The 25856-nt window shown below is 65.4% G+C and carries 23 protein-coding genes; 14 read left to right on the plus strand and 9 right to left on the minus strand.

Going from position 1 to position 25856, the window contains the following annotated elements; translation table 11 throughout:
- Positions 1 to 304 precede the first annotated feature (304 nt).
- On the minus strand, positions 305 to 895 hold the full coding sequence (orn, locus tag BJY26_RS09500) for an oligoribonuclease (protein ID WP_179429889.1): 591 nt from the start codon (positions 893 to 895) through the stop codon (positions 305 to 307).
- Between the two features lie 328 nt (positions 896 to 1223).
- Between orn and BJY26_RS09505 the strand changes: the two genes are divergently transcribed.
- The 3 genes from BJY26_RS09505 to BJY26_RS09515 are packed head-to-tail and all read left to right on the plus strand — an operon-like array spanning position 1224 to position 5505.
- Positions 1224 to 2903 (plus strand): DUF8094 domain-containing protein, encoded by a 1680-nt coding sequence (locus BJY26_RS09505; protein WP_179427685.1) that lies wholly within the window; start codon positions 1224 to 1226, stop codon positions 2901 to 2903.
- Positions 2904 to 2928: 25 nt separating this feature from the next.
- Complete coding sequence (locus BJY26_RS09510; protein WP_179427687.1) at positions 2929 to 3891, plus strand: tetratricopeptide repeat protein; 963 nt, start codon at positions 2929 to 2931, stop codon at positions 3889 to 3891.
- 51 nt (positions 3892 to 3942) lie between these two features.
- Entirely contained in the window at positions 3943 to 5505 is a 1563-nt protein-coding gene (locus BJY26_RS09515) for a hypothetical protein (RefSeq protein ID WP_179427689.1), read from the plus strand.
- Positions 5506 to 5551: 46 nt separating this feature from the next.
- On the opposite strand, the gene BJY26_RS09520 is transcribed toward BJY26_RS09515, so the two are convergent.
- Positions 5552 to 5986: a hypothetical protein gene (locus tag BJY26_RS09520; protein WP_179427691.1), complete on the minus strand. Its 435-nt coding sequence runs from the start codon at positions 5984 to 5986 to the stop codon at positions 5552 to 5554.
- Positions 5987 to 5989: 3 nt separating this feature from the next.
- Positions 5990 to 6337 carry a hypothetical protein gene (locus BJY26_RS09525; protein WP_218852347.1) on the minus strand — a complete coding sequence of 116 codons (348 nt, stop codon included), beginning with the start codon at positions 6335 to 6337 and terminating at the stop codon, positions 5990 to 5992.
- A 205-nt stretch (positions 6338 to 6542) separates the two neighbouring features.
- Between BJY26_RS09525 and BJY26_RS09530 the strand changes: the two genes are divergently transcribed.
- Together BJY26_RS09530 and BJY26_RS09535 are read left to right on the plus strand one after the other, a co-directional pair.
- Positions 6543 to 7331: an electron transfer flavoprotein subunit beta/FixA family protein gene (locus tag BJY26_RS09530; protein ID WP_179429891.1), complete on the plus strand. Its 789-nt coding sequence runs from the start codon at positions 6543 to 6545 to the stop codon at positions 7329 to 7331.
- 55 nt (positions 7332 to 7386) lie between these two features.
- Complete coding sequence (locus BJY26_RS09535; protein WP_179427693.1) at positions 7387 to 8334, plus strand: electron transfer flavoprotein subunit alpha/FixB family protein; 948 nt, start codon at positions 7387 to 7389, stop codon at positions 8332 to 8334.
- Between the two features lie 90 nt (positions 8335 to 8424).
- On the opposite strand, the gene BJY26_RS09540 is transcribed toward BJY26_RS09535, so the two are convergent.
- Positions 8425 to 9411 (minus strand): TIGR03557 family F420-dependent LLM class oxidoreductase, encoded by a 987-nt coding sequence (locus BJY26_RS09540; RefSeq protein ID WP_179427695.1) that lies wholly within the window; start codon positions 9409 to 9411, stop codon positions 8425 to 8427.
- Positions 9412 to 9577: 166 nt separating this feature from the next.
- Between BJY26_RS09540 and ptsP the strand changes: the two genes are divergently transcribed.
- On the plus strand, positions 9578 to 11257 hold the full coding sequence (ptsP, locus tag BJY26_RS09545) for a phosphoenolpyruvate--protein phosphotransferase (protein ID WP_179427697.1): 1680 nt from the start codon (positions 9578 to 9580) through the stop codon (positions 11255 to 11257).
- 30 nt (positions 11258 to 11287) lie between these two features.
- Entirely contained in the window at positions 11288 to 11578 is a 291-nt protein-coding gene (locus tag BJY26_RS09550) for an HPr family phosphocarrier protein (protein WP_179427699.1), read from the plus strand.
- A gap of 102 nt (positions 11579 to 11680) precedes the next feature.
- On the opposite strand, the gene BJY26_RS09555 is transcribed toward BJY26_RS09550, so the two are convergent.
- The gene (locus BJY26_RS09555) at positions 11681 to 12037 is read right to left on the minus strand and encodes a hypothetical protein (RefSeq protein ID WP_179427701.1); all 357 of its coding nucleotides are present in this window, start codon (positions 12035 to 12037) and stop codon (positions 11681 to 11683) included.
- 110 nt (positions 12038 to 12147) lie between these two features.
- On the opposite strand from BJY26_RS09555, the gene BJY26_RS09560 reads away from it, so the two are divergent.
- From BJY26_RS09560 to ligA, 6 genes are all read left to right on the plus strand, one after another.
- The gene (locus BJY26_RS09560) at positions 12148 to 13365 is read left to right on the plus strand and encodes a cysteine desulfurase family protein (RefSeq protein WP_179427703.1); all 1218 of its coding nucleotides are present in this window, start codon (positions 12148 to 12150) and stop codon (positions 13363 to 13365) included.
- Between the two features lie 30 nt (positions 13366 to 13395).
- Complete coding sequence (gene mnmA / locus BJY26_RS09565; protein ID WP_179427705.1) at positions 13396 to 14595, plus strand: tRNA 2-thiouridine(34) synthase MnmA; 1200 nt, start codon at positions 13396 to 13398, stop codon at positions 14593 to 14595.
- A gap of 111 nt (positions 14596 to 14706) precedes the next feature.
- Positions 14707 to 15873, plus strand: coding sequence for an MFS transporter (locus BJY26_RS09570; RefSeq protein ID WP_179427707.1), 1167 nt, complete (start codon positions 14707 to 14709; stop codon positions 15871 to 15873).
- Between the two features lie 192 nt (positions 15874 to 16065).
- The gene (locus BJY26_RS09575; RefSeq protein WP_179427709.1) at positions 16066 to 18024 is read left to right on the plus strand and encodes a S9 family peptidase; all 1959 of its coding nucleotides are present in this window, start codon (positions 16066 to 16068) and stop codon (positions 18022 to 18024) included.
- The gene (locus BJY26_RS09580) at positions 18021 to 19055 is read left to right on the plus strand and encodes a uroporphyrinogen decarboxylase/cobalamine-independent methonine synthase family protein (protein ID WP_179427711.1); all 1035 of its coding nucleotides are present in this window, start codon (positions 18021 to 18023) and stop codon (positions 19053 to 19055) included. The genes BJY26_RS09575 and BJY26_RS09580 overlap by 4 nt, the downstream gene beginning before the upstream one ends.
- A 38-nt stretch (positions 19056 to 19093) precedes the next feature.
- Positions 19094 to 21313, plus strand: coding sequence for an NAD-dependent DNA ligase LigA (ligA, locus tag BJY26_RS09585; protein ID WP_179429892.1), 2220 nt, complete (start codon positions 19094 to 19096; stop codon positions 21311 to 21313).
- Between the two features lie 25 nt (positions 21314 to 21338).
- On the opposite strand, the gene fdxA is transcribed toward ligA, so the two are convergent.
- On the minus strand, positions 21339 to 21686 hold the full coding sequence (gene fdxA, locus BJY26_RS09590) for a ferredoxin (protein WP_179427713.1): 348 nt from the start codon (positions 21684 to 21686) through the stop codon (positions 21339 to 21341).
- A 246-nt stretch (positions 21687 to 21932) separates the two neighbouring features.
- Here fdxA and BJY26_RS09595 point away from each other — a divergent pair, with 246 nt between their 5' ends.
- On the plus strand, positions 21933 to 22391 hold the full coding sequence (locus tag BJY26_RS09595; protein WP_179427715.1) for a pyridoxamine 5'-phosphate oxidase family protein: 459 nt from the start codon (positions 21933 to 21935) through the stop codon (positions 22389 to 22391).
- Positions 22392 to 22410: 19 nt separating this feature from the next.
- Here the strand turns inward: BJY26_RS09595 and BJY26_RS09600 are convergent, their stop codons facing one another.
- From BJY26_RS09600 to BJY26_RS09610, 3 genes are read right to left on the minus strand one after another with little or no spacing between them, the layout of a single operon-like run.
- A complete protein-coding gene (locus BJY26_RS09600) occupies positions 22411 to 23163 on the minus strand; it encodes a succinate dehydrogenase/fumarate reductase iron-sulfur subunit (protein WP_179427718.1) in 753 nt (250 codons plus the stop codon).
- Entirely contained in the window at positions 23160 to 25097 is a 1938-nt protein-coding gene (locus BJY26_RS09605; protein ID WP_179427720.1) for a fumarate reductase/succinate dehydrogenase flavoprotein subunit, read from the minus strand. Before BJY26_RS09605 ends, BJY26_RS09600 begins: the two co-directional genes overlap by 4 nt.
- The gene (locus BJY26_RS09610; protein WP_218852350.1) at positions 25094 to 25831 is read right to left on the minus strand and encodes a succinate dehydrogenase cytochrome b subunit; all 738 of its coding nucleotides are present in this window, start codon (positions 25829 to 25831) and stop codon (positions 25094 to 25096) included. Before BJY26_RS09610 ends, BJY26_RS09605 begins: the two co-directional genes overlap by 4 nt.
- Positions 25832 to 25856: the final 25 nt, after the last annotated feature.

Genomic DNA, 25856 nt, shown 5'->3' on the forward strand with positions numbered 1-25856 from the left:
CGTGGTCAGTGTGAGCGCCATCACGCGCACAGAAATAGGACGAGAGCGCACGCTCAGTCACAAATGAACGAACATTGGCCCGGTGCGTTCGGCGATGTCAATGAATGCCATGAGCGGTCGGGCGATTGAGTGGCGGTGAATGGCTGCGGTGCCTTGCCGAGTGGTGGCGAATGGCTGCGAAATCGGCGATTTCGCAGCCATTCGCCACCACTCGGCGGGAGGGGAGAGCCATTCGCCACCACCTGGTGGCAAGGGCAAGGGGGAAGGAACAAGGGGGAAGGAACGAAGGAGGGCAGGAGGAGCTCTACCCCTCGGGGTTGTCTGCGACTTTGGCAGCAATGGCCTTTGCGTCCTCCGACGTGGGGCCGGGCTGCTCCACGAAGAGCGCTTCCCGGTAGTAGCGCAATTCCGTGATCGATTCCCGGATGTCGGCCAGGGCGCGATGACCGCCGTTCTTTTCCGGCGATTGGAAGTACACGCGCGGATACCAGCGGCGCGCCAGTTCCTTGATCGATGACACATCGACGATGCGGTAATGGAGGTGGTCGACCAGCTCGGGCATCTCTTGCACCAGGAAGCCGCGGTCGGTGCCCACCGAGTTTCCGGCGAGCGGCGCCTTGCCGGACGGAACCCATTTCTTGATGTAATCGAGCGCAATCTGCTCGGCTTCGCGGGCGCTCACGCCGTTGTCCAGATCGTCGAGCAGCCCCGATTTCGTGTGCATCTCGCGCACCACGTCATTCAAATTGTCCAGGGCGCCGGCAGGCGGCTTGATGACGACGTCCACGCCGTCGCCGAGTACGTTCAGTTCCGAGTCGGTCACGAGAACGGCCAGTTCGATGAGGACGTCCGACTTCAAGTCGAGTCCGGTCATTTCACAGTCGATCCAGACCATTCGATTCTTATCAACCACGTATCTAACCTACGCCACGCCGCCGCCGACCATGGTTCCGGACGCCGCACAGCATGGTTCCGGACGTCGTTCGGCCCCTGCGCCAGGCTGAACGTTGCCCGATAAAATACGTCGAATTCATCACGTGGGAGCTTCTCAAGTCGGATATTCTGCCGGAAACCCCTATTCTGGAAGATCGGTAATGATAACGGGTCGATCATCCAGGCCCTCTGCCGCCGCACGCTCAAGCAACGTTTTCGCGACGACCGCTGGGTCGCCGACCGGGAGTCGTGCCTACTAGACATCGAAGACAGACGGAAGGAAACGTTTCGTGCGCTACGCCCTCGCGGTGCTCCTGATCGTGGTCGGTCTCGTCGCCGGCGGCATCGGAGTGCTGCAAAAAACTCTCTGGGCGCCGTCGGACACCATCACGGCTTCCGCCACCATGCACAAGTCCGATGATCTCATCGTCGTCGAACCCGGCATGCTCAACCTGTACGACCCGCCCGCCACTTTGAAAGTCTCGGGTCATGGCGACTTGTCGATCAGCCAGGCCCCGGCCGACAACGTCGACGCCTGGGTCGGCAACTCGCCGCACACCGAAATCACCGGGCTGAAGAGCCAACACACGCTTGCCACGAAGACCGCGAAAGGATCCGGGCCGTCGGCCGATCCGCGCGGGGACGACCTGTGGGTGAAGCAGTCGACCGGAACCGACACACTGTCGATGAAATGGGACAAGGAAGCCGGCCGCACCGCTTTCCTGATCGCGACGGACGGGGCGTCCCATGCCAACGGCAAGGATTCGGCCAAAGACTCCGGGAAGAGCACGGACAAGACCACCGTCTCCATCAGCTGGCCGTCGCACGCCACGACGCCGTGGGCCACCCCGCTGATGGTGATCGGCGGGATCATCCTACTGATCGGACTGATCCTGCTCGGGTTCTTCTTCGTCGATGGCTTCCGCAGGCGCAAACGCCGCAAGGCACGCGCTTTCCGCCATAAGAACGCCGCCATGCCCGGAGGGGCAGCCATGATTGCCGCCGCACTCGTGCTGGCCGGATGCAGCGGGCCGCCCGAACTTCCCAAGCCGTCGCCGTCCGCGTCACCCACGGCCGCGCAACCCGTGCTGACCAAGGGGCAGCTGCACAGCGTGCTCGATAAGATCTCCGCGGCCACCGAGGCCGGGGACAAGGCGAAGTCGGCGGACAAGCTCGGCGACAGGGTAACCGGTCCGGCTTTAGCGAAACGCAAAGCCATCTACCGCTTGCAAAAGAAGAAGGCCACCACCGAGAAACCGACGGCCGTCGCTGCCGATCCGGTATTGCTGAACGTCACCACCGCCACCGACTCATGGCCGCGTGTCACAGTCGTCGTCACGAAGAGCAAGAACGCCGACGTCCCGCAGCTTCTCGACCTGTATCAAAAGAACCCGCGCAGCCCGTACCAACTTTGGTCATCGGTCAATTTGCTGCCGGGCGCCCAGGTGCCGCCGACTCCGAACCCGAAGAACGGCTCCGCTCTGCTGCCGCCGGACGAGGACGGGCTCGAACTCACGCCGCGCGACGCGGCCAAGCACTATGCCGACATCCTGACGAAGGGCGCGAAGAGCAAATACGACAAGCAGTTCGCTCCGGACGCCTTCCGTAAGAATTTGCTGAAATATCAAAAGAAGCAGAAGGACTCCTTGGAATCCGCAAAGGCCACCATCGACTTCGAGCACAAGGCCGACCCCAAGGGAATGGTCGTGACGGAGGCCGGGAACGACGGTGCACTCGTGCTGGCGCACCTGTCGAGCACAACGACGATCAAGCCGGAAAGCGTCGATGGCCGGACCGGGTCGATCACGGTGCCGGACAAACTCGCTAAGCTGCTCGGTGAGAAGACTACGCACAGCCCGGTGAGAACGAACTACAGCGAGACGGTCCTGTTCTTCGTGCCCAAGAAGTCGAGCGGGCACATCAAGGTTCTCGGCGTCGACAACACGCTGACCGGCGGCAAAACGCTGTAGAGGCATCCGCGAAAAGGAGCACACGATGAGTCAAGACGCATTTGGCGCCGCTACGCCCGAACAGCCCCGCGAAGGGCTCGACCTGTCCGCTGCCCGCAACCCGCAAGCGGCAGGCTCCGCCGGCGCCGCGCCAGCCGGGGCCCCCGCCGCCGGAGCCAATTCCGAATCGGTGGTCGTTTCGTCGATCGTTCAGGACGTCACGGAACAATCGTTCAATGACATCGTCGAACTCTCGACGCGCGTGCCGGTCGTGGTCGACCTCTGGGCCGACTGGTGCGAACCGTGCAAGCAGCTGTCGCCGATCTTGGAAAAAGTCACTCGCGAGTTCGGCGGACGCATAGTGCTGGCCAAGGTCGACGTCGACAAGAACCCGCAAATCCAGCAGGCTTTCGGGGCCCAATCAATTCCGACGGTCGTGGCGATCGTCAAGGGGCAGCCCGTCCCGCTGTTCACGGGGGCGGTTCCGGAAAGCCAGGTTCGAGGCTACTTCGACGAGCTCGACAAGGTTGCCGCGCAAAACGGCGTGAACGGCCGGGCAGTCGCCACCGGCGACGACGAGCCCGCCGAAGCGCCGTTGCCGCCGCTGCACCAAGAGGCGTACGACGCGCTGGAAAAGGGAGATCTGGACGGCGCGGCGAACGCCTTCACCCGGGCGCTCAAGGAAAACCCCGGGGACGACGACGCCAAGGCCGGACTTGCGCAAGTCGGCCTCCTGCAGCGCACGCGAGACGTCGATCTCGACCAGGCCCGTGCGGCGGCCGCCGACCAACCGTCGAATTTGGACGCCCAGTTCCTCGTCGCCGATCTCGACGTCTCCGGAGGCCACATCGACGACGCATTTGCTCGAATGCTCACGCTCATCCGGACAACGGCGGGTGATGACCGCGAGCGGGTTCGTGTGCGCCTGCTCGAACTCTTCGAGGTCGTCGGCGCCGCCGATCCACGCGTGACGAAGGCTCGTGCCTCGCTGACCCGCGCGCTCTTTTAATCCGCTTCGGTGTCCCGCCTGATCGGTGCGTGCGCGTGCACGGTGTTGAGCGTGCTCATCCTGCTCATCGCCGTCCCCACCGCATTCAAAGTCGGCACCGACGATGTCATCGATACGCCCGCCCGCACTCTGCACGGCGGACAAGCGGTCGTCTTCGACGAGAACCTCGTGCCGTTCAGCGGGGCCACGGCGTTCCTGCACATCTCGTCGGATTCCGATCTGTTCGTGGGCACGGCAAACGGAGTCGACGTCGACGATTACGTCGCCGATACGAGTTACCACCTGATCACCGACGTCGAGTTCCCCGGTGACTTCACGCAGCGGCTCGTCAGCGGATCGTCGACGCTAGGCGCCGATCCCGGGGATCTGGACTGGTGGACGTCGAAGCAGACCGGTAAATCCGTGACGGTGCGATTCTCCCCGACCGAACGCCCCCAATACATAGTTGTGGCCTCGCCGTCGGGCGCGAAAGCGATCGACGTCGACGTCCGAATGGGTCTGCAGACCTCCGGCGTCTTCGGCTATTGCATGATTGGATTCGGCCTCGCGCTGGTGCTGCTTGCGATAGCGGCACTGCTTTTCACCTGGTGGCGTTCGAACCGGCTGCCGCCGGCTCGTCCACTCGGGGCACGCAGGGGGACGCGCAGAGGCACGGCCGCATCTCGCACACTGGCCGGCGCGATCGCCGGCACGGCGGTGCTCGCGGCGTCCGGCTGCACCGCGCCCGTACAACCCCGCACCGTCGAGCCCGTCGTGCCCACGAAGATCGCAATACCTCACAGCAAGGCCCCCGCGTTCATCAAGCGCTACTCGACGCAGCTCGAGAAATCCTACCGGCACGACCTGCACGGCCTGAGCAACATCCAGGCCGATCCGCAGCTGACGCGCACTCGGGCGCTCGCCGTCACCAGCGACGCCGCCGACGGCCGGCTGCGCGCACCGGCGTACTCGTCGGTGACCGTCGCAGCGCCGCGACTGACGAAATATCCCCTGTGGTTCATCGCGCGGGCCAAGGACGGCGGCCCCGACTACCTCCTCGTCGAACGCGACAGGTCGACGTCCCCGTGGCGCGTGGTGCAAACCGTTCACGCCGGCAAAAAATTGCCGGCCATGATCGGGCGCAGCGACGGCTCGACGCCGCAAGCCTCGAGCAAAGAAGTCGCCGAGCTGACGACGTCCGCGAAAGCCGTTGCCCATTTCCTGCAGACCGGCTCGAAGCCGGACGACGGCACCCGGGTGAGTGCCAAGGGGCTCACCGACTACCGGTCGTACGTCGGGCGGCTTCGCAGCAAGAAGAGCGGATTCAAATCGGTCAAGCCCGCATGCAAGGTCGACGATGCCGACATGACGAGCCGAGCCATCAAAACGAAGGACTCCGTCACGGCACTGGCCGAAATCCGGTGCACCCTGAGCGTCAGCGTGCCGTCGAGCTTTTCGCTCGATCTCGGATCGTCGATCGAGGCCCTGCTCGGCGGACAGGGACAGGAATCGGAGTCCGGGAACAACACCATCGAAGTCACCTCGAGCCACCCGATCGTCTTGTCCCGGGCGGATGACGGCACTACCGAAGTGGTCGGCACCGACTGGTACTTGATCGGCGCCGACTCGAAATAGCCTGCTGCCGCGCCCGCCGGTCGGCGCGTGGTGCGACGACGGCCGGTCAGGAAGACAGGCGACCGGGCTCCGTCACTCGACGCGCAGTATGACGAAGCCACAGCAAACCAAGCACCGGCAATACCAACGGCACGAAGCCGTAGCCGATTCCGAACAGCGACCAGACCGATGGTTGCCGGAAATATTCGGGGGCGAAAATGCTCAAGAACCCGACGACGATGACCCCGACGAATTCAATGGCGCACGAGATGACGGCGATATGGTGGGACAGCCGCGAAGCACGCACCAAACACACCGTCGCCACGATGTACACGACCGCCGAAAATGCCGAGAGCAAATAAGCGACCGGAGCGGAATGGAAATCGTCGTAAATCTGGTAGGCGGCCCGCGCCGTCGCGGCCAGCGCGAAAATGGCGTACACGGCCACCAACCCGCGTCCCGGGCCGGTACGAAGGCTCGAGTACGACGCTTGATCTTCCAAAACTCAACCCCAGATCTGTTGCATGCGAACGGTCATGACCGCGATGGCCAGGCAGGCGATCACCAGGACGCCGGCGCCCCAGCGGGTCACCTCCGCGTACGCCCAGAATCCCGCGCCGGCCACAATCAGGATTGCCGAGACAACGTAGCCGATCAGCAGGACGCCGTTTGCATGGCTGCCCGGCAACAGGACACTGGAAATCACCAACTGGGCAATGAGCAGCACTTCCAGTACAGCGAGCCCCAGGAACACAACCGGGCCGGTCGGCCGGTCCACTATGGCAAGAACGAGCGCCCAGATCGCCATGGCGATACAAGCAGCGATCAGAAAGACGGTGAAGACTGGCAGCACGTCTATTCACTTTACGGCAGCCCGACGGTCGCCCCCTCCTCGGCCACGGGAGACGGAAACAGTGCGAATATGATGCAATAATAACCAACAAAAATGTGAATGCCGATTAACTGAAATTCGGCGCCGTATGTTACCCATGAGTAAAGGCAACGACGCAACTCGAACGGACGCGTCGCCATACGAAGGAGAGGTCGATCCGAAGACCATGAAGATTGTTGTTTTTGTGAAGTTTGTGCCGGATGCTCAGTCGGATCGTGGGTTTGGGTCTGATGATCGGGTGGATCGGTCGGTTGATGGTTTGTTGTCGGAGTTGGATGAGTATCCGCTTGAGCAGGCGTTGCAGATTGTTGAGGATGCCGGCGATGGTGAGGTTGTTGCTGTGACGATGGGTCCGGAGGATGCGTCGGATGCGGTGCGTAAGTCGTTGCAGATTGGCGCGAATTCGGGCGTTCATATTGTTGATGATGGTCTTGCGGGTACGGATGCTGCGGGGACGTCGTTGGTGTTGGCGCGGGCTGTGGAGAAGATCGCCGAGGATGGCCCGGTGGATTTGGTGTTGACGGGGATCGCGTCGACGGATGGTGGGTCGTCGGTGGTGCCGGCGCAGGTGGCTGAGCGTCTTGGGTGGCCGCAGGTGACGTTTGCCTCGACGTGTGAGGTTGCTGATGGGGTGGTGCGGATTCGCCGGGATGGTGATGTGTCCTCGGAGACGGTGGAGGCGTCCTTGCCGGCGGTGGTGAGTGTGACGGATTTGATCAATGAGCCGCGGTATCCGTCGTTCAAGGGGATTATGAAGGCGAAGAAGAAGCCGGTGGCCGAGTGGTCGTTGGATGATCTGGGCATTGACGCCGGCCAGGTTGGCGTGGGTGGCGCGTGGACGCGGGTGGAGCGGATCACGGAGCGTCCGGCCCGTACGGCCGGTGAGGTCGTGGCTGATGAGGGTGATGGCGGTAACGCGTTGATCGAGTTCTTGGCCGGCCGGAAGCTGGTGTGAGTGTGCCGGGTCCGGGTTGTGTCTGGTTTTTTGTTGTTGAGGGGATTGGTTTGTGATGGCTGAAGTTTTGGTGTTGGTCGATCATGCGGCTGGTGAGGTGCGGAAGAGCACTTTGGAGTTGTTGACGATCGCGCGTGGTTTGGGTGAGCCGTCGGCGGTGTTTGTCGGTGCGGGCGTGGACGGAGCGGCGCCGAAGCTTGGCGAGTACGGGGCGGAGAAGATCTATGTCGCTTCGGGGAGCGACTACGAGGATTTCCTGGTCGCGCCGGTGGCGGAGTTGCTTGCTCATTTGGTGGAGTCGGTGTCGCCGGCGGGCGTGTTGGTGTCGGCGTCGTCGGATGGTAAGGAGATTGCCGGCCGGGTGGGTGTGAAGACCGGGTCGGGCGTGTTGGTCGACGCGGTGGGCGTGGCTGATGGTTTCGTGGTCACGCAGTCGGTGTTTGCCGGGGCGTTCCAGGTGGAGTCGACGGTGTCGCATGGCACGCCGGTTGTGGCGGTGAAGCCGAATTCGGTGTCGCCGGAGGTGTCGAGTGGTGCCGGGGCCGTTGTGGAGGTTGAGTTCGCGGTGTCGGACGGGGCGAAGGGTGCCCGGGTCGTGTCGCGTGAGGCGAAGGCGGCGTCGGGTCGTCCGGAGTTGACGGAGGCGTCGATCGTGGTGTCCGGCGGTCGGGGTACTGGTGGGGATTTCTCGCCGGTGGAGGCGTTTGCCGATAGTTTGGGTGCTGCTGTGGGGGCTTCGCGTGCGGCGGTGGATGCGGGTTGGTATCCGCATTCGTCGCAGGTGGGTCAGACGGGTAAGACGGTGTCGCCGCAGTTGTATGTGGCGGCGGGTATTTCCGGTGCGATTCAGCATCGTGCGGGGATGCAGACGTCGAAGACGATTGTGGCGGTGAATAAGGATGATGAGGCGCCGATTTTCGAGCTTGTCGATTTCGGCGTGGTGGGGGATTTGTTCGATGTGTTGCCGCAGGCCACGGAAGCGGTGAACGCGCGCCAGGGGTAATTCTTTTCGTTTTCCTATCGCCGAGTGGTGGACGGGTGCCCGTCCACCACTCGACGCGTGTGCGCGACCGTGTCGGGGCCCGGTGGAGGGCTACCGGCGGAGTTTGGGCAGCACGTCCCGGCCGAACGTCTCGATCCATTCACGCTGGTTCCGGCCGACATTGTGCAGGTAAATCCGGTCGAACCCCAGATCGACGAAGCGCTGGATATACGCCCGGTGCTCATCGGGATCCGACGAGATCACCATCCGGCCGTCGAAGTCCTCGAGTCGCACGAGTTTGGCCATTTCGGCGAAATCGTGCGGCGAGCGGATATCGGCCTTGGGAAACTTCATCCCGCCGTTCGGCCACTCGACAAGCGCATTGCGCTGTGCCTCCTCGTCGGTCTCGGCCCACGACATGTGCAGCTGCAGCACCTTCGGCATCGAGTCGGGATCCTTGCCCGCCGACTTGGCCCCTTCGGCGAACTTTCCGAACAGCATGTCGATCTTTTCCAGCGGCGCCCCCACCGTGATGATGCCATCGGCGAACCGTCCGGTCCGTTTGGCGTTATACGGGCCGGCCGTGGCCACCAGGATTTCCGGCGGCACCTCGGGCATCGTCCACAGCCGGGTCGTTTCCATCCGGAAGTACTCGCCCTTGTGCTTGACGTCTTTGCCCGTGAAGAGCTTGGCGATCATCTCGACGGCCTCGAACATGCGGTGACTGCGCTCGGCTGCCTCGGGCCAATAGCCGGCGATCACATGCTCGTTGAGCGCTTCGCCGGCCCCGATACCCAGCCAGTGCCGTCCCGGGTACATGGCTGCCAGGGTGGCGGACGCCTGCGCCACCAGCGCCGGATGCCACCGAAAATGCGGGGCGACCACACCCGGCCCGATATCGCCGCTGGTCCGCTCGCCCAGCGCCGTCAGCACATTCCATACGAACGCGGACTGGCCCTGCTGCGGCACCCACGGCTGGAAATGATCGGCAGCCATCACGCCCGAGAATCCATGCTGTTCGGCGTGGGCACTGTACTCGAGCACTTCCGACGGATGAAACTGCTCGAGCATTGCGGCGTAGCCGATAGTCAAAGTCATGCCATCAGGCTATCGGCTCCGGAAGTGCGTTGGACGGCCGCGCGCTGGATCGGGGTTCGGCGGCAAGGGTATGCTCGGATGAATTCCAGCCGCCGCCGTCACGACCTGACGGAGCCGAGACCCGACGGGGGTCGCGGCTCGGCCGGAGCATTCGGGAAGAGGGCCGATGACCACCTATTCCGGAGTCGGCGTCAGCGCGGGCCGCGTGATCGGGCACATCCGGAGGATGCCGACGGCCATAGTCGAGCCGTCCGCCGAACACGCCGATGATCCGGCACGCGAACTCGACCGCCTTCAGGACGCTTCCGACGCCGTCCACGCCGACTTGCAACGGCGCGCCTTGGACGCCGCCGACGCGGGCCACGATGAAGCGCGATCCATCCTCGAGGTCACGGCGCACATGGCAATCGACCCGCAACTTGCCAAAGCTGCCGGCCAGTTCATCACGGACGGGACCACCGCCGAATACGCCATCTGGAAAGCCGGCGACGATATTGCCGCGAAGCTGACGGGACTCGGCGGATACTTGGCCGAGCGCGCCGGCGACGTCGCCGACGTCCGCGCCCGCATCGTGGCGCGACTGCGCGGCGATCAGCCGCCGGGCATCCCCGAGTCGGACACTCCGTTCATCCTGGCGGCCGACGACCTGGCCCCGGCCGACACGGCCGCCCTCGACCCCGAGCACGTCATCGGCATCGTCACGTCCGGCGGCGGTCCGCAGTCCCATACGGCGATCCTGGCCCGCGCGCACGAGATTCCGGCGGCTGTCGCCGTGCGCGGCGCCGACGCATTGGCCGACGGCGACGTGGTGTATCTGGACGGCACGGCCGGCATCGTCACGGCGGACCCGGGCCCCGGCGAATACGCGCGCGTCGCCGAAGCCGCTGCAGCTTCCATCCCCGAGTTCGACGGTGCCGGACGGCTCGCCGACGGCCACCCGGTCGAGTTGTTGGCCAATATCGGCACGCCGGACGACGCGGAACCGGCAGCGTCGTCCGGCGCCGAAGGAATTGGCCTGTTCCGCACCGAGTTCTGCTTTCTGGGCCGGGAGACCGAGCCGACACCGGAGGAGCAGGCGGAGGCGTACCGACGGGTCTTCGAGTCGTTTCCCGGACGCAAGGTCGTGGTCAGGACGCTGGACGCCGGCGCGGACAAACCCCTGCCGTTCCTCACCGACCGGACCGAGCCGAACCCCGCGCTCGGCGTCCGCGGATTTCGCACGGCCGACGCCCGGGCCGACGTGCTCCGCCGCCAGCTCGGCGCGGTCGCCGCGGCACGGTCGGCTTGTCCGGACGTCGACGTGCGGGTGATGGCCCCGATGATCGCCACGGCAGAGGAGGCCGGCGCATTCGCCGAGCTGTGCCGCGACGCCGACCTGCCGACGTCCGGCGTCATGATCGAAGTGCCGGCCGCCGCGCTGAAAGCCGAATCGATCCTGCGGGCGGTCGACTTCGCATCCGTGGGAACGAACGACCTGACGCAATACACGATGGCGGCCGACCGGGAGCTTTCGGCGCTGGCATCTCTCAGCGACCCGTGGCAGCCGGCGGTATTGCGGCTCGTCGCCGACACGGTCGAGGGCGCCGGTGCAGCGGGCGGCAAGCCGGTCGGCGTGTGCGGCGAAGCGGCAGCGGACCCGGCATTGGCGGTCGTGCTGGTCGGTCTGGGAGTATCGAGTCTGTCAATGTCACGAGCATCGATCCGAGCAGTCAGCGCCGTGTTGCGCAGCATCGATCTCTCCGACGCGCGCCGGCTTGCCGCCGACGCCGTCGAGGCGGAGTCGGCTGCGGCCGGCCGAGCAGCGGTGCGCGTCGGGCTGCCGGCACTCGACACGCTCGGACTGTGACAATGCCGGGCCCGCAACTAAGGAGACACAATGCCCGAACGCACAGCGACAGTAGCAAGCACGGTTGGGCTGCATGCCCGTCCCGCCGCGGCACTTGTCGAAGCCGCCGCGCAGCAGCCCGTCACGGTGATGATCGCCCGCGACGGGGTGGGGCCGGACGGCGGCCGCGGGGAGGCCGTCGACGCCTCGAGCATCCTGAGCCTGATGACGCTGGGCGCCGAATACGGCTCGGTGGTCGTGCTGACGGCCGAGGGGGACGGCGCCGAAGCCGCCCTGGACGTACTCGCCGCAGTCATCGAGACGAACCTCGACGAGGACTGACCCCCAGCGCACGTCGACGATGCAGTTTGTTCCCCGTGATGCGGGTTCAGCGCGCATCATCGGGAACAAACCGCATCGTGAGCTCCTTTCGGCGGCTATGACCTACCGGCTGAGTGCCTGCGAGACAGGCACCTCGAGCGTGAACAAGTCTCCGATGTTCCCGTCGTGACCGTAATCGACGTTCTTCACGGTGAGCCGGTCCGGATTCGCCTCGACGATCTGCACGGCGATCGGCTCGCGGGCGCCGTCCAGTCGCAACGTCCACCGGTCCGCCAGGTAGCTCAGCCCGGTCGACTCCAAAGCAGCCACGGCGTCCGGATACACGCCCGCATCGCCGAGCGGATACCCGAAAACCGTCATGGGCGTGTACACGCCGTCCGACTCGTCGCCGGGGGAGAGATAGCCGATCAACTCGTCGTCGTCTTCACGGCGATATTCGAGCCAGTGCTGGGGAATCATGCCTTTATTTTGACATGAAGGGCGCGCGCCGTGCACCGCAATTGCCAGCCGGCCGGGCTCGCGAAAATTCTCGGTTGGGGCCCGGGCCGACGGCGTCCTACACTGGAACGGTGCGCGTTTATCTCGACCACGCCGCGACCACCCCCATCACCGATGCTGCACTCGCGGCCTACACCGCCGAGTTGTCCAAGCTGGGCAACCCGTCGTCCCTGCATGCCTCCGGGCAGGCCGCCCGTCGCCGCCTGGAGACGGCCCGCGGCGAGATCATGCACGCCGTCGGCGCATCGACGCCGTCCGAAATCATCCTGACGTCGGGCGGTACCGAAGCGGACAATTTGGCTCTCAAGGGCCTCTACTGGGCGCGGCGGGCCGCAGATCCGCGGCGACGGCGCGTGTTGGTGTCCGGGATCGAGCACCACGCCGTCATGGACACGGCCGAGTGGCTGGAATCCGCGCAGGGCGCCGAAATCGTCTGGCTGCCCGTCGGACGCGACGGAATCGTCGACATGGACGCCGTGGACGCAGAACTGGCCGATCACGCCGACGAGATCGCCCTCATGTCGGTGATCTACGCCAATAACGAGACGGGTGCCGTGCAACCGATCGCCGATCTGACGTCTCGAGCACACGCTCATGACATCCCGATTCACACCGACGCCGTGCAGGCATTCGGCCACCTGGAGGTTGACTTCGCCCGGCTCGGCGTCGATGCCATGAGCATTTCCGCGCACAAGATCGGCGGCCCGGTCGGCATCGGCGCTCTCGTGCTCGCCCGGTCGGCCGTTCCGGTCCCGGTACTGCACGGCGGCGGGCAAGAACGCAGCGTCCGGTCCGGCACTCTGGATGTGGCGGGTACCGTGGCGTTCGCCGCTGCCGCGCAGGACGCCGTCCAGGCCCGTGCCGCCGAGTCGGAGCGGCTGGCGGGCCTGCGCGACTCACTCACCGCCGGTATCGCCGAGCGGATCCCCGAGGCCGAGCTGTTGGGCCCGTCGGACGGCCGTACGCTTCCGGGTACCGCCCAGTTCGTGTTCCCGGGTTGCGAAGGGGATTCGTTGTTGTTTCTGCTCGACGCCGCCGGCATCGACTGCTCGACCGGGTCGGCGTGCCAGGCCGGTGTTTCTCGGCCGTCGCACGTGTTGCTGGCCATGGGGTTCAGCGAGGACGACGCCAGATCGGTGCTGCGATTCAGCTTGGGACGCACGTCCACGTCCGACGACGTCGAGCGCCTCCTCACGGTGCTGCCCGAAGCATGGACGCGCGCCAAGACGGCCGGCATGGTTTCCACGCAAGGGGCATGGCGCAAGTATTCCGACGGAGGAGTGAAGTGAAGGTATGCAACTGATGAAGGTTTTGTTCGTATGAAGGTTTTGGCAGCAATGAGCGGCGGAGTCGATTCGGCGGTCGCGGCGGCGCGGGCCGTGGATGCCGGGCACGAGGTCGTCGGCGTCCACCTGGCGCTCTCGCGGATGCCCGGCACGTTGCGCACCGGATCGCGCGGGTGTTGCACGATCGAGGATTCGATGGACGCGCATCGCGCCGCCGATGTGCTCGGGATCCCGTTCTACGTGTGGGACTTCTCGGAGCGGTTCAAAGAGGACATCGTCGACGACTTCATCGCCGAGTACGCCGCCGGCCGCACGCCGAACCCGTGCATGCGCTGCAATGAGCGGATCAAGTTCGCCGCGCTTTTGGACAAGGGGCTGGCACTCGGCTTCGACGCCATCGCCACCGGCCATTACGCCGAAGTGAAGTATGACGACGCCGGCAACCCGGAACTGCACCGCGGCAACGACATGAACAAGGACCAGTCCTACGTCCTCGGCGTGCTCACCACCGAACAGCTGAAGCATTCGTACTTCCCGATCGGCGTCTCGGCGTCAAAGGCCGACGTCCGCGCCGAAGCCGCCGAGCGCGACCTGTCCGTGGCGAACAAGCCGGACAGCTATGACATTTGCTTCATTCCGGACGGCGACACCAAGACCTGGCTGGCCGATAAGATCCCGATGCGCCCCGGCGCCGTCCTCGATCAGACCGGCGAACAGGTCGGCACGCACGACGGGGCGACGGCGTACACCGTCGGCCAGCGCCGCGGCCTGCAATTGGGCAGGCCGGCAGCCGACGGGCAGCCCCGGTACGTGCTCGAGGTCAAGCCCGAGGACAACACCGTCGTGGTCGGCCCCAAGCGAATGCTCGCCGTCGACGAACTCAAGGGAATCCGGACGACCTGGTGCGGCCTGCCGCCGTCCGATATCGGCGAGGGGCCCGACGAGGCAATCGACTGCCTCGTGCAAGTACGCGCGCACGGTGACCCGGTGCCGGCCCACGCCTGGGTGGACACCACGGATCCCGCGGACGCCCCGCCGGTCGAGCGTGGTGACGAACCCGAGGGTGATGCGGCCGCGACACCGGCTCCGCGCGGGCCGGGCAGGCGGATCGTCGTCCGGCTCGAGGAAGCGTTGACCGGCGTGGCGCCGGGGCAGACGGCGGTGCTCTACCGGGGCACGCGCGTGCTGGGGCAGGCGACTATCGATGCGGCGCGCGCCCTCGAACCCGCCTGACGGGTCCTGTGCTCGCCTTACCCCACTTCCGCTTACCCCGGTGGCGGAGACAGTATCGGATGGGGCGTTTCGCGGACGAGGTATGCGTCGTCCAGCGCTTAAACTGACCCGGTGACGACACCAGGGCCCGGCTTGACCCGTGCACTTGTGGCGCTGTGCCTCACGGAAATCGTCAGCTGGGGCACGCTGTACTATTCGCTGCCGGTCGCGGTCTCGCAGATCGCCGGCGACACCGGATGGTCGGACGAGCTCATCACCGGCATCTTTTCGGCCAGCCTGGCCATCTCGGCGATCATGGCCATCCCCGTCGGCCGACTGATCGATCGGATAGGTCCACGAATCGTCATGACGGCCGGCGCCGCCGTGTCGTCCGCTGCGCTGGCGGCCGTGGGCTTGAGCCGCACGCTTCCCGAATTCATCCTCGCCTGGTTGATCGCCGGCGCCGCGCAAGCCGGAGTGCTCTACCCGCCGGCGTTCACTGCCATTACGCGCTGGTACGGGGCGAAGCGTACCTGGCCCCTGACGATCGTGACCTTGACCGGCGGGCTGGCATCGACGGTGTTCGCGCCGCTCACCGCACATTTGGCGGCGAGTTTGGGCTGGCACAAGACATACTTCGTGCTTGCCGCCCTGACAGCGGTCATCACGATCCCGCTGCATGCGGTTTTCTTGTCCCCTCCGTGGCCGGGATTGCGAAAGTCGAAATCCGAACACTCCCGGACGGCCACGTCCATTCGCCGATCGGCCAAGTTCCGCTGCCTGCAAGTGTCATTGACTGCGATCATGTTGGCGTTGTTCGCCGTCACCATCAACATGGTGCCGCTCATGATGGCCCGCGGACTGTCCTACCAAACCGCGGCGACCACCCTGGGGTTGGTCGGCGCCGGACAGTTGGCCGGCCGATTCCTGTTCACCGTGTTGCCCCGGCACGCCGCGCCGTCGTCCCAATTAACAGTGTTGACGGTGACCGGAGCCGTTGCGCTCGGCCTAATTGCCGTGATCCCGGGTCCGGCCGCCATCCTCATCGCATCGGCAATCTTTGCCGGCGCAATTCGCGGATCGGCCACGCTCGTGCAGGCGAACGCCGTGTCCGAGCGGTGGGGGACCGAGCAGTACGGCACGTTGAACGGTCTGCTCAGCGCTCCCGTCACCTTCGCCATGGCGGCGGCACCGTTCCTCGGCTCGTTCGTATTCGGTCTGACCGGAAGTACCGCCATGACGGCGGCCATTTTCGCGCTGGTCGGATTGGTCGGCGTCGTATTCGCGACGAAGTCGTGAGCTATGGCGGCCAGGGCAATTGGGTCGGCCCTGGAAAGCCGGCTCGAGATCGGCAGATCGCGTGGAGCAAACGCGGAAGCGGTCTCGGTCACCGCGGCCTCAGCCGGGTGAGGCCCACGCGCCGGGCGTTTGCAGCTTTCAGCGTAATCCGCGGCTGGTTGCCTCCTCGCGCGAGCAATTAAGCTAAGCCGTATGACTTCATCCGATACGACCCAGCCGACTGTCGCCCCGTACGGGGAATGGGTGTCTCCCATTCGTGCAAGCGATTTGACGGCCAGTTCCCACCGGGTCTCCGGCGGGGCTTTCGTCGGCGACGAGGTCTGGTGGGCCGAGGACCGTCCCGAAGAAGGCGGCCGTACGGCGATCCGGCGAAACGGCGCGGACGGCACCCCCGTTGACGTCCTGCCGGCCCCGTTCAATGCCCGCACCCGCGTCCACGAATACGGCGGCGGAGCATGGTGCGTCGCCGAATACCCCGGCGCGGGGCCCCGCCTGATCTTTGCCGAATTCACCGACCAGAGGCTGTATCGCCTCGACCCGGGCAGCGAGCACCCGATCCCGCTGACCCCTGCCGGGCTCGGCATGCGATTCGCGGATCTGACGGTGAACGGCAACCTCATCTGGTGCGTACGCGAAACACACTCGGAAGGCTACCTGCGCCGCGACATCTGCACGGTCCCGATCGACGGTGCCGCCGCCGACTCGGCCGAAATGATCACGTCGGTCGTATCCGGATCGCGGTTCCTGGCCTATCCGAAAATATCGCCGGACGGCGCGCGCCTGGCCTGGATCTGCTGGGACCACCCGCAAATGCCCTGGGACGGCACGGAACTGCGCGTCGCCGACCTCGACGGCGCCGCCGGCGAACCGACCACGCTGATGGGATCGACAACGGAGTCCGTGCTCCAACCCGAATGGCTGAGCGCTACGACCCTCGCCGCAATCAGCGACCGATCGGGCTGGTGGAACCTGTACTCCGTCGATGCGGCCGGCCACGAGGAGCCAACGGCGCTGCTGACCGACGAAGCCGAATACGGCGGCCCGCTGTGGCAGCTCGGGTCCCGCTGGTACTCGCTGTTGGACGACGGCTCGCTCCTGACGGTGCGCACGCGCGGGACGTCGCGACTGGGCATTCTGACTCCCGACACCGCCGAGCGCCGCGGCATCACCACCGGCCTGGATTCGATCGCCCTCGCGGCGGTGCGCGGCACGAAGGCCCTGATCATCGGCGGGAGCGCCGACCACGCGGCCGGCCTGCGCGAAGTCGATCTGGGCACCGGCGACGTCCGCGATATCCGGCTCGGCGTCGATCAGCTGCCGCCCGCGGAGTATCTGCCGGAATGCCGGTCGATGACGTTCACGGACGGCCGCGACGTGCACGCGTTCGTGTACTCGCCGTTCAATAAGCATTTCACCGCCCCGGACGGCGAGCTGCCGCCTTTTATCGCGTTCGTCCACGGCGGGCCGACAAGTCAGACGGTGCCGAAAGCAAGCACCCTCATCGCGTATTTCACGTCGCGCGGCATCGGAGTCATCGACGTCAACTACGGCGGCTCGAGCGGCTACGGGCGCGAATACCGCGACCGGCTCAGGGGCCAGTGGGGGATCGTCGACGTGCAGGACGTCGTGGCCGCCGTCCGCGGTCTCGCCGACCAAGGCATCGCCGATCCCGAGCGGCTGGCGATCGAAGGCGGGTCGGCGGGCGGGTGGACGGTGCTTGCCGCACTCACCGGATCCGACGTATTCGCGTGCGGCGCATCGTATTTCGGGGTGGCGGAGCTCGTCGAATTCGCCAAGGAGACGCACGACTTCGAATCGCGCTACCTGGACGGGCTGATCGGGCCGCTGCCCGAGGCCGAGGATCTCTACGTGGAGCGGGCACCTCTCACGCACGCCGATTCGCTGACCTGCCCCGTGCTGCTTCTGCAAGGTCTCGACGACCCGATAGTGCCGCCCAGTCAGGCCGAACGATTCCGCGACGCGCTCGCAGCCAAGCACATTCCGTACGCGTACTTGGCCTTCGACGGCGAATCGCACGGTTTTCGACGAGCCGAAAACATCATCGCGTCCCGCGAAGCCGAACTGTCGTTTTACGGTCAGTGCCTGGGCTTCACGCCGCCGGACATTCCGCAGCTGGAACTGATTCGATGACGTTCACGGCACAAGGGGAATGGCCGGGCACCGACTTCGCCGAAGCGGTGCGGATCATCTTCGGCGAGTTGGGCCGGCCCGGTGACATCGATCCGGCCGGCGTCCCGTTCGTCCCGCAGTTGCCGGCACGCGGACTCGGCGCCGACCAGGTCGGCCATGCCGCCGCCCTGCTTGCCGATCTGCACATCGACGCGCAGCCGCACGGATGGCGCCTTGTCGACAGGCCCGGGCTCGACGAGGGCCGGACGGCGCGCCTGCAGTCGCGCGATATCGACAGACTTGCCGAGAACGCCGCCGACTATTCCGGCCGGCTGAAGATCCAGGTGCTCGGCCCGTGGTCGCTCGCCGCCCGGCTCTGGCTCAGCCGCGGCGACCGCGTCATCGCCGACACCGGCGCGCGGCGTGACGTGCTGCAATCGTATGCCGAGGGCGTCGACGAATACGCGGCCCGGATCCGCGAGATTCTGCCGGCCGCATGGCTGACCGTGCAACTGGACGAGACCGTCCTCGACAATGTGCTCGATGGCCGGATCCCCACCGTGTCCGGATTCGGCCGGATTCCGCCGGTGCCGCCGCGTGAAGTCGAAGCCGGGTTGGCCGGAGTCATCGAGCGACTCGCAGCGGACAACGAGCACGTCATTGTCGACGCCACCGGCAACCGGTTGGCACGCCGCGACCACGGCGAGAACCGGTCGTTGGTGGGCCTCTTGGCGGACGCCGGGGCGACGGCCGTTGCCGCGCCCGTGCAGGGCCTCGACTCCGGCGGCTGGGAGGCCGTCGCCGAGATCGTCGAACGCGGCGTCCGGTTCCGTCCGGTTGTGGACGCTGCCGGCCGGCACGCTGCCGAAGTGCGCGGCGGCATTGATGCCATCCGGACGCAGTGGCACGAACTCGGCATGCCGACGTCCGGCCTTGCCGACCTCGACCTCGTTGCCGCGTCGGCTCCGGACGACTCGGCCCGGGACGCCCGCGCCGGTCTCGATTATGTGCGCGCCGTTGCCCGCGGACTGTACGAGGCGGCGTTCGACTAGCGTCCGCAGGGCCCGTGCTCCGGCGGAATGTCGGTGTGATGCGGCAAGATGGGTACGTGGCGACTACTGACGAACCGGATACCGAGTTGCAGGCGGCCCCGGACGACGCGCGGGCGCGGGCTTCCGAGCTGGCCAAGCAGATCGACGAGCACCGGGAGGCCTACTACCAGCGCGCCGCCCCAACGGTGTCGGATGCCGAATTCGACGAACTCATGCGCGAGCTCGAAGGCCTTGAAGCGGACTATCCGGAGCTGCGCACGCCGGACTCGCCGACGCAACACGTGGGCGGGCAGGTCGACAGGTCGTCGTTTGCGCCGGTGGACCATCTCGAGCAGATGCTCAGCCTCGACAACGTGTTCTCGCTGGACGAACTTGCGGCTTGGAATACGCGGGTCACCGCCGAGATCGGCTCGGCCAAACCGGACTACCTCTGCGAGTTGAAGATCGACGGGCTGGCCGTCAACTTGCTGTACGAGCACGGCGTGCTCACGCGGGCCGCCACCCGCGGTGACGGCCGTACCGGCGAGGACATCACGGCGAACGTCCGCACCATCGGCGATATCCCGACGGAGCTTCGGGGGTCCGGCCATCCGGATCGGATGGAGATTCGCGGTGAGGTGTTCTTTCCGATCGAGGAGTTCGCCGATTTGAACGCGTCGCTGGTCGACCGGGGCAAACCACCGTTCGCCAATCCGCGAAATGCCGCGGCCGGCTCGCTGCGGCAAAAGGACCCGGCCGTGACCGCCCGCCGTCCGCTGCACATGCTCGTGCACGGCATTGCGGCATGGTCCGGCAAGCTCGACAGGCAGTCGCACGCGTATGACCTGCTGCGTGACTGGGGACTGCCGATCAGCGGCTACTTCAAGGTCCTGAAGAGTCTCAAGGCCGTGAACGAGTTCATTGAATACTACGGCGAACACCGGCATGACGTGTTGCACGAGATCGACGGCGTGGTCGTGAAGATCGATCAGATCGCGCTGCAAGGCGAACTCGGGCAGACCTCGCGCGCGCCGCGCTGGGCCATGGCGTACAAGTACCCGCCCGAAGAGGTCACCACCACGCTGCTCGACATCCAGGTGAACGTCGGGCGCACCGGACGGGTGACTCCGTTTGCCGTCATGAAGCCGGTGCTGGTGGCCGGATCGACGGTGCGCATGGCCACGTTGCACAATGCCCACGAAGTGGTGCGCAAAGGTGTCCTCATCGGCGACACCGTCGTGCTGCGCAAGGCGGGCGACGTGATTCCGGAGGTCTTGGGGCCGGTCGTCGACCTGCGCACCGGCGAGGAGACCGCGTTCACGATGCCGACGCATTGCCCGGAATGCGGCACCGAGCTCGCCGAGGCGAAAGCCGGAGATGCCGATATCCGGTGCCCGAATCAGCGGTCGTGCCCCGCGCAGGTGCGCGAACGAGTGTTTTACGCGGCGTCCCGCTCGGCGTTCGACATCGAATCACTTGGCGAGGAGGCGGCGATTGCGCTGACCGCGCCGGAGGAGCCTGCCGATCCGCCGTTGACCACCGAAGCGGGCCTGTTCGACCTGACGCCCGACATGCTTGCCGACGTGAAGATCCGCCGAGAGGTGCGCCGCCGCGGCTCTCCGACGGGCGAGACCGAGTTGGTGCCGTACTTCTACACCAAACCGACCGCCAAGAAGGCCAGCAAGCCGACCGCCAACACGCAGATGCTGTTCGACGAGCTGGAAAAGGCCAAATCGCAGCCGCTTTGGCGCGTGCTCACGGCTTTGTCGATCCGCCACGTCGGGCCGACCGCGGCTCGTGCCCTGGCAACGGAATTCGGTTCGGTCGACGCCATCCGCGAGGCCGATGAGGAGCGTCTTGCCGAGGTGGACGGCGTCGGGCCCACTATTGCGGCGGCGGTCAAGGAGTGGTTCACCGTCGATTGGCATCGCGAGATCGTCGACCGGTGGGCGCAGGCCGGCGTCCGGATGGCCGATGAACGCGACAGCTCGGTGGCCCGCACCCTGGAGGGCCTGAGCATCGTCGTCACGGGGTCGCTCGACGACTTCACCCGGGACGAAGCCAAGGAAGCGATCGTCAGCCGCGGCGGAAAGGCCGCCGGCAGCGTGTCGAAGAATACGGCGTTCGTCGTGGTCGGCGACGCGCCCGGCAGCAAATACGACAAGGCCGTGAAACTCGGCGTGCCGATCCTGCGTGAAGCGGGCTTCCGCACGCTGATCGACGACGGGCCGGACGCTGCGGCCGAGGCGGCCGAGCCCGCCGACCCGGCAGAGGAGTAGCAAAGGCGGGGCCGGAGAAACCCGTTTACGCGGATTCCGGTCTGCCCGTGTAGTCCTGGTTTTGCGGCGGCAGCGCGGCGATCATCGGGTGATCGGTGTGTGTATTGCCGAGCTTGGCCGCGCTGCCGGGTGAGCCGATGTCGTCGAAGAATTCGACGTTCGCCGTGTAGTAATCGGCCCATTCCTCAGGGGTGTCGTCTTCGTAGTAGATCGCCTCGACCGGGCACACCGGTTCGCATGCTCCGCAGTCCACGCACTCGTCGGGGTGGATGTAGAGTGAGCGTTCGCCCTCATAAATACAATCGACCGGGCACTCGTCGACACATGCCTTGTCTTTGACGTCCACGCACGGCTGGGCAATCACATAAGTCATCGATCCGCCCCTTTCATTTCATTTACGTCACATTTTCGTTCGCTAATTCAGTCTAGTGGCGATTTGGCCGGCGTCGTCGATGCGGCGCCGCAAAGATGAATAGCTGCGAGCGCACGGCGTGCCGCCCGGGATATCGAGGCGAGAGCGCGCTTTGTCATCAGTGGTCGTTGGTGCCGGCAGCTGCTATGGTCCAACTAGGAACGCCTTCGCGGTGGAAGGCAGGCTCTGAGAGGGAGGGCGATCCCCATGGTGATTCACCACTTCGACGACGGCGCGGTAGCTCCGGACGGTTGTTGGGACTTGCTGCGGAGCGCGGTCGTCGGCCGGTTGGCGGTGTGGTCCGGCGACAGGCCCGAGATCTTCCCGATCAATTACATAGTTGATCGCGGCACAATCGTCTTCCGTACGGCCCCGGGAAAGAAGCTCGACTCGGCGATCGGCCACCAGCTGCTGGCTTTCGAGGCGGACGGCTACGACACCGACTCCGACCTCGCGTGGAGCGTCGTGGTGCACGGCAAAGCAGAAATGCTCACGAACTTCGACGAAGTCGTCGATGCGTCGGCGCTGCCGTTGTTCCCGTGGCATCCGGGAGCGAAAGGAATATTCGTGCGCATCGTCGCCGAACAGCTGAGCGGGCGCGCTTTTTCGGTCGTCGACCCGCAGGTCTGGGGCGTGTGGGCCAGCTCAAAACCGGTTGTCGACTGAAGCCCGGCTCCGCGGTCGCTCAGCGCTTTTCGCTCCGGCCCAGCGATGCGATGACGTCGCGGTTGAGTTGCGAAATCATGTCCAGCGGGATCCCGACGGGGCACACAGCAGTGCATTCGCCAATTTCGGTGCAGCCGCCAAACCCTTCGGCATCGTGTTGTCGGGCCATGGTGGCCGCTCGCGAAGCTCGTTCCGGCTGGCCTTGCGGCAAGGATCCGAGATGAGTGGCCTTTGCGCCCGTGAACAGCATTGCCGATCCATTCGGGCACGCCGCAACGCACGCGCCACAGCCAATGCACGCGGCCGCATCGAAAGCTCTGTCGGCGTCCTTCTTCGGCACCGGGACGGCGTGCGCGTCGGGTGCCGTGCCCGTCGGTGACGTGATGTAGCCGCCGGCTTGGACGATCCGATCGAGCGCGCTGCGGTCGACTATCAGGTCCTTCACGATGGGGAACGGACCGGCGCGCCACGGTTCGACGTCGATGACGTCGCCGTCGTGGAAAAACCGCATCTGCAACTGGCACACGGTCGTCAGCGATTCGGGGCCGTGCGCGATCCCGTCGATGACAAGGCTGCACATGCCGCAAATGCCCTCTCGGCAGTCGCTGTCAAAGGCGACGGGGACGTCGCCGCCGAGCGTCAGGCGTTCGTTGAGCACATCGAGCATTTCCAAAAACGACATGTCCGGCGAAACGTCTGCAATATCGTAGGCGACGAACCGGCCCGGGGCATCCGGGCCCTCTTGGCGCCAGATCCGCAAAGTGATGTTCATTTGTAGCTCCGTTGTTTCAATTTGACGAACTGGTATTCCAAGTCCTCCTTGTGCAGTACCGGCGCGTCCGGCGCGTGTTCCCACGCCGCCACATAGGTGAACGCGTCGTCATTGCGCAAGGCCTCGCCGTCCGGAGTCTGGCTTTCGGCGCGGAAGTGCGCGCCGCACGACTCGGTACGGTGCAAGGCGTCAATGCACATGAGCTCAGCGAGCTCGAAGAAGTCAGCGACGCGTCCGGCGCGTTCAAGGGCTTGGTTGAGCTCTTCGTCCTCACCGGGCACCTTCACATTTGCCCAGAACTCGTCTTTCAGCGCGCGGATATCGGCAAGTGCGGCGGTGAGGCCCTCGGCGGTCCGCTCCATTCCGCAGTGCTCCCACAGGATCCCGCCGAGTTCTTTGTGGAACGAATCGACTGTTCGCTCTCCGCCGGCGCCGAGCAGCGCATCGATGCGGGCGTGGACGGCGTCGAGCGCGGCCGCGGCGTCCGGATGACTGTCGTCGACGTCGTCGGGCAGCGGATTGTTGGCCAGATAATCGGTGATGGTGGTGGGCAGAATGAAGTAGCCGTCGGCAAGGCCCTGCATGAGAGCGCTTGCCCCGAGTCGATTCGCGCCGTGGTCGGAGAAGTTTGCTTCGCCGATGACGAAAAGCCCCGGAATCGTCGATTGCAAGTCGTAATCGACCCACAAGCCGCCCATCGTGTAATGCACTGCGGGGTAGATCCGCATGGGCACCCGGTACGGATCTTCGCCCGTGATGCGTTCGTACATCTCGAACAGGTTGCCGTATTTCGTCTCGACGGCGGCCCGGCCGAGCCGTTCAAGGGCATCGGCGAAGTCGAGATAGACTCCGAGACCGCTCGGGCCGACGCCGCTTCCGGCGTCGCAGATGTTCTTGACGGCCCGCGAGGCGACGTCGCGGGTCACGAGGTTTCCGTACGACGGGTACAGACGTTCGAGGAAGTAGTCGCGTTCTTCGTGCGGGATCTTCTCCGGCGACCGGCCGTCGCCCGGTTCGGCGGGGACCCAAATGCGTCCGTCATTGCGCAGGGATTCGCTCATCAGGGTCAACTTGGACTGGTAATCGCCGCTGACCGGGATGCAGGTCGGATGGATCTGCGTAAAACACGGATTGGCGAAGTAGGCTCCCTTGCGATGAGCCCGCCACGCCGCCGAGACATTGCAGCCCATGGCGTTCGTCGACAAATAATAGGCGTTGCCGTATCCGCCGGACGCGAGGACGACGGCGTCGGCGAACTGCGTGCTGATGGCACCGGTGACGAGATCGCGGACGACGATTCCGCGTGCCCTGCCGTCGATGACGATGAGTTCGAGCATTTCGTGGCGAGCGCGAACCTCGACGGTACCGGCGGCCACTTGCCGCTCGAGCGCTTGATAGGCGCCGAGCAGCAGCTGCTGGCCGGTTTGGCCGCGGGCATAAAACGTGCGCGACACTTGCACGCCGCCAAATGAGCGATTGTCGAGCAGCCCGCCGAGTTCGCGGGCAAAGGGGACTCCTTGCGAAACGCACTGGTCGATGATGTTCACGCTGACCTGGGCCAGCCGGTAGACGTTCGACTCGCGCGAGCGAAAGTCGCCGCCCTTGACGGTGTCGTAAAACAGCCGTCGAATGCTGTCGCCGTCGTTGCGGTAGTTTTTGGCGGCGTTGATCCCACCTTGCGCGGCAATGCTGTGCGCCCTTCGAGGGCTGTCCTGGAAGCAATAACTCGTGACCCGGTACCCGCTTTCGCCAAGAGTGGCGGCGGCCGAAGCGCCGGCCAGGCCGGTTCCGATCATGATGATCGAATGTTTGCGCCGATTGGCCGGATTCACGAGTTTCGCGTCGAATTGCCGGGTGTCCCACCGGCTCTCGAGCGGCCCGTCCGGGATTTTCCGGTCGATCAGCGCCGCGCCTTCCACGTATAAGTGCGTCATTGGCCCACTCCGCCGAAGTAGATGGAAAATGGAGGTACGAGGAAGCCGACCGTGATGACGCCGGCAAGGACGGAAGCGACGACATTGAACTGTCGGCGGCGCGTCGGACTGGTATTTGCCCCCAAGGACGCAAGGGCCGACCAGAATCCGTGCCGCAGGTGCAGACCCAGCGCGATCAGCGCAACGGTGTAGCTGGCGAGCACCCACCAGATCGAAAACCCCGCCGTCATGCGTTCATAGGGACTCGTCGATGCGCCGCCGGGGTGGATGACGTTGTCAGCGGACAAGTGCAGCAGGTGGTAGACGACGAACAGGCCGATGACGACGCCGCCCCACCGCATCGTGAACGATGAATAGGTCCGCTGAACGCCTCGCCTGTTCTTCGTCGTTCGATACCGTGTGCTTCCTCGGCCGCCGGTGGCACGGCGCATGCGTTTCCACAACACCGTTGCCGACGCGATGTGAACGATCACGCTGACAATGAGCACGATCCGGATGACCCACAGCACAACCGAGTACTGCACGATGGGTTCGCCCATTTCCAGCAGGAAATGGGAGTACCCGTCGAACGTCTCGCGTCCGGCGAAGACTTTGTAATTGCCGTACGCATGCGCGAGCAGGAATAGAATCATCACCAGGCCGGACACGGCCATGGCCGCGTGCAGCGCCGCGGACGAACGCCAGAGCGGGAGCCGGCGGGTGTTGCCGGCTCGCCGGGGAGCACTTAGTGCCATGACGCCACGACCTTCCCGTTGCCAC

Source organism: Spelaeicoccus albus (assembly GCF_013409065.1).
In the GTDB taxonomy this organism is placed as follows: Bacteria; Actinomycetota; Actinomycetes; order Actinomycetales; family Brevibacteriaceae; genus Spelaeicoccus; species Spelaeicoccus albus.